Source organism: Streptomyces sp. NPDC058525 (genome assembly GCF_042719495.1).
In the GTDB taxonomy this organism is placed as follows: Bacteria; Actinomycetota; Actinomycetes; order Streptomycetales; family Streptomycetaceae; genus Streptomyces.
Map to the genome: position 1 here is coordinate 1 of NZ_JBHXNP010000203.1, position 3,745 is coordinate 3,745.

General features: G+C 67.8%; 3 protein-coding genes. All 3 read right to left on the minus strand.

The annotated features are described in order from the left end of the window. Window positions 1-371 precede the first annotated feature (371 nt). The 3 genes from ACFWP3_RS41655 to istA all read right to left on the minus strand — a co-directional run bounded on the left by ACFWP3_RS41655 (window position 372) and on the right by istA (window position 3,575). On the minus strand, window positions 372-770 hold the full coding sequence (locus ACFWP3_RS41655; protein WP_384232155.1) for a hypothetical protein: 399 nt from the start codon (window positions 768-770) through the stop codon (window positions 372-374). 307 nt (window positions 771-1,077) lie between these two features. Next, a complete protein-coding gene (gene istB, locus ACFWP3_RS41660; protein ID WP_384232156.1) occupies window positions 1,078-1,893 on the minus strand; it encodes an IS21-like element helper ATPase IstB in 816 nt (271 codons plus the stop codon). After that, entirely contained in the window at window positions 1,890-3,575 is a 1,686-nt protein-coding gene (gene istA / locus ACFWP3_RS41665) for an IS21 family transposase (RefSeq protein ID WP_384232157.1), read from the minus strand. The genes istB and istA overlap by 4 nt, the downstream gene beginning before the upstream one ends. Between the last annotated feature and the right edge of the window lie 170 nt (window positions 3,576-3,745).

The following is a 3,745-nucleotide window of genomic DNA, read 5'->3' on the forward strand; positions in this document are numbered from 1 at the left end:
TGTTTGTAAGCACTTCTTTTGGGACCAGAGTTCCGAGTTCTTTTGGCTCCAGTGAGCGGGTGCTGGGGGCGTGCGGGAGGTGGGTTCACGCCCCCGATACCAAGTTGTTTTGGCTCCACCACGATCGGGTGGTTCTGCTGGCCGTGGGTGGGTGCCGGAGCGGTAGCGTGGACCATCGGATCCGGTCATCGGCGTGCCCCCGACAGGTGCGACGACTCTGCGGATCTCGACCCGTGTTCGATCCGGGACCGACGGATTCTCCGAGCCGCGGTGGACGACGAGAACGGGCATTGGCTCGACCGCACGGAGAGCGGGCGGGCTCAGCATGGCTGAGGCCGGCGCCCCAAGGGGGCGCCGGCCTCAGAGCCTGCTCAGGCGACGGCGACTGCGGTGTCGGACTCTTCGGAATCCGAGGGCCTGTAGAAGCCGACCTGGGCGGAGTAGGAGCACCTGGCAACGAGGATGTCGCCGTCGTTCACGTCTGCGGGGCCGGGGAGGGCGGGGAAGGGGACATTCACGCGGTCCTTGAGCGGGGTGAGCGCGGGGGTGAGGGTCCGGGTGACGGTCTCGGTACGGACGAGGTTGCCGGTGCTGAGGTTGTGGACCGTGACCGTGGTCCGGTCGCCGGAGATGAAGGTGCGCGCCATCGCGCCGATGGATATCTCGACGGCGACCCAGTACAGGTCGCCGATCTTGAGGGTGTCGTCGGGCCCTGCTCCTGCGAAGTTCTGTGTGAAGAAGACCTCGGTCACTTTGACGTTTCCGGACATGGCTGTCGTGTCCTCCCGCTGTACCGTCCCGTGGGGCGCCCGCTGTTGCTTCCTCCCGGGGTGTTCCCTCGCCTGGCCCGCGCGTGAACGCGCAGGTCAGGGGCGGCAAGAAGCCCGTGGAGAGCGCACTGGCAGACACAACCCCGCACACACGCCGGTCGCATACAAGACACCCTGCGACCCTGCATGCGCTGTGTGTGAAAAGTGGTGCTGATCTGGCGCGGCTGGCCGGCTCAAGTGGACGTATGGGAACCCGGGCCAATGGACCGGCCGGAGGCTTGAGACAGGCTTTGAGTGTCTGAACGAGTCAGCCTCGGCGGCGCTTCTCCTGGGTCTGGGCGAGACGGAACGAGTCAGTGCCGGTCTCGATGATGTGCGCGTTGAAGGTCACCCGGTCCACGATCGCCGCGCAAAGCCGGGGGTCGGTGAAGGTCTGCTTCCACTCAGAGAACGGGGCATTCGAGGCGATCGCGATCGCGCGTCGCTCCTCGCGTTCGGTGAAAACCTGGAACAGCAGCTTCGCGCCGGGCTTGTCCAGGTCGAGGTAGCCGAACTCATCCAAACACAGCAGGTCAACGCGGCTGTAGCGGGCCAGGGTGCGGCCGAGCTTCTTCTCGTCCGCGGCTTCGGCGAGCTCGTTGACCAGGTTCGCCGTGGTCGTGTAGCGGACCTTCAGACCGGCCTCGGCGATGGCGGTGCCGATCCCGATCAGCAGGTGAGACTTCCCGGTGCCGGAGTCGCCAATGAGGCAGAGGGGCTGGCCGGCGGTGACCCAGGCCGGATCGCCGAGCGTGTTGACCTGCTCGGGTGTGACGTTCGGATTCTTCTCGAAGTCGAAGTCCTCCAGCCGCTTGGAGCGGGGGAAGTTCGCTTCCCTGACCAGGCGGAGCTTCTTGCGCTCCTCCCGGTGGGCGCATTCGGCTTCCAGCAGGTCGGCCAGGAAGTCCTTGTAGCTGGACCGCTCCTTCATGGCGGTGGCGGCCAGCTCCTCCCACCGAGTACGGATCGTCGGCAGGTGCAGTGCCCGGCAGGCTTCGTCGATGACGGTTTCGACGGCTCCCTGGGCATCGGTGTCCTGCCGGGGAGAAGGAACCTCGCCGGTGACGGTGATGGGAGTGCTCATGCAGAGGTGCCTTTCGGTCGGCGGGTCAGCAGCTGGTCATAGATGTCCACCGAGGGCGGTGGCCGTTTGTCGTCCGGCAGTTGGGCCCGGCGGGCGGTCAGCGAAAGGACCTGGGCGCCCGGCTCCACCCAGGACGGGAGCTCGTCGTCATCCAGGACCGGTTCCGGCTCGCGGGCCGCCGACTCGGCCTTGCGGGCCTCGATAGCCACCACGTCCGCACTGGTGGACCCCGCCGTCACGGCCGCCGCGATCGCGATCTGCATCGCTTCCTTCGGCAGCCGCCGGTGCAGCAGCAGGACCTCGATCAGGGCCCGGGTGCCGGCCGCCTCGCCGTGGGCGGCCCGGGCCGCCGCCCAGAACGCCTCGTGGACGGGGGTGAAAGTGCCCTCCGCGCGGGCGGCGGCCAGCGCGGTCGATCCGGCCAGGGCACCGGGCTTGGCCAGCAGGATCTCCAGGTAGTGATCGAGATCGTCTCGGTAGTCGTAGCGTCTGGTCAGCCGCGGGTGACGGGCGACGACCTTGCGCCGTTCGAAGACCAGCAGCTCGTTGCCCCGCAGCAGCACCCGCACCTGCTGGCCGATGAAGCGGGCCGGCACCGAGTAGTGGCACTGGCGGACGGTGATCCGGCTGGACCGGTCGACCTTCGGCGTCAGCGTGATGCCGCACTCGAAGTCCTCGCCGGGCAGCGGCGTCAGCTCGTCCTCCTCCAGGCGGAAGTTGAAGCCGATCGAGGTGAGCTTCCCGCGCAGGATCCGTTCGTCCTCGGCCATGTCGATCCCGGCGATCTTCTCGTTCAACTCTTCCAGCGAGGCGACCTCGGGGACCGGGACCAGGTGCGTCCGGCGGAACCTGCCGCCCTCCTGCTCGACCCCGCCCTTCTCGTGGGCGCCCTCCTCACCTGGCATGCAGTAGAAGGCCTCGAAGCCGTAGTGCGACCGGAAAGCGGTCCACCGCTCGGACTCCACGCGGCTGCGGCCGGTGCAGACGGTGCGGACGGCGGGCTTGAGGTTGTCGTAACGGATGTGCCTGGTCGGGACCCCTCCGAGCACCCTGAACGCCTCGACGTGGCCCTCCATGAACGATTCCTGGGCCTGCGAGGCGAAGACCCGGTGGACGGCCTTGCCCGAGTGCGACAGCCGCAGCGTGAACAGGTGGCACTTCACCGCGGTGCCGGCCAGCCGGACCCAGACCTCGGCGAAGTCGACCTCTGCCTCCTCGCCGGGCAGGTGGACCTGGGGGACCATGCCCTCCAGGTGCTGACGGCCGCGGCGGGCCTCGGCCTCGATCTGCGGGCGCCGGATCTGGACGTAGTCGCAGATCGTGGAGTACGACGCGCTGTCGAAGCCGTACTCGGCAGCCAGCCGCTCATGGACGCGCCGGGCGGTGTGCCTCTGCTTGCGCGGGGCGGTCTGGTCCTCCCAGAGCATCGCGTCGATCCACCGCTTCGCGGGATCCAGCAGCGTCATCCGGGGCTTGGGCGTCTTCCGCGGCGGCGGCACCGCTGACTGGAGCGCCTGCCTCACCGTCCGCCGGTGAGTGCCGTACTTCTCCGCCAACGCGCGCTGTGACAGCGAGGGATCAAGACGCTTGTCCCTGCGGATATTCGCAAACAGTTCGACCCGCGACGAACCCACCCCGGCCTCCCGACATGACCGTGCATCCGAACGACACGGCCCCGACATGACCGTGAACGACGGACCACACCCTGTCGTCGCGAGGCGGACGGCCCACAGCATTCACTCCAACGTGGGCACGTCGCGTACCAGGAGCGGGTGGAGCCAAATCAACTTCTTACACCCCGTGGAGCCACTTCACGTTCCCACCCTGGAGCCCAAAGAAGTGCTTACAGACA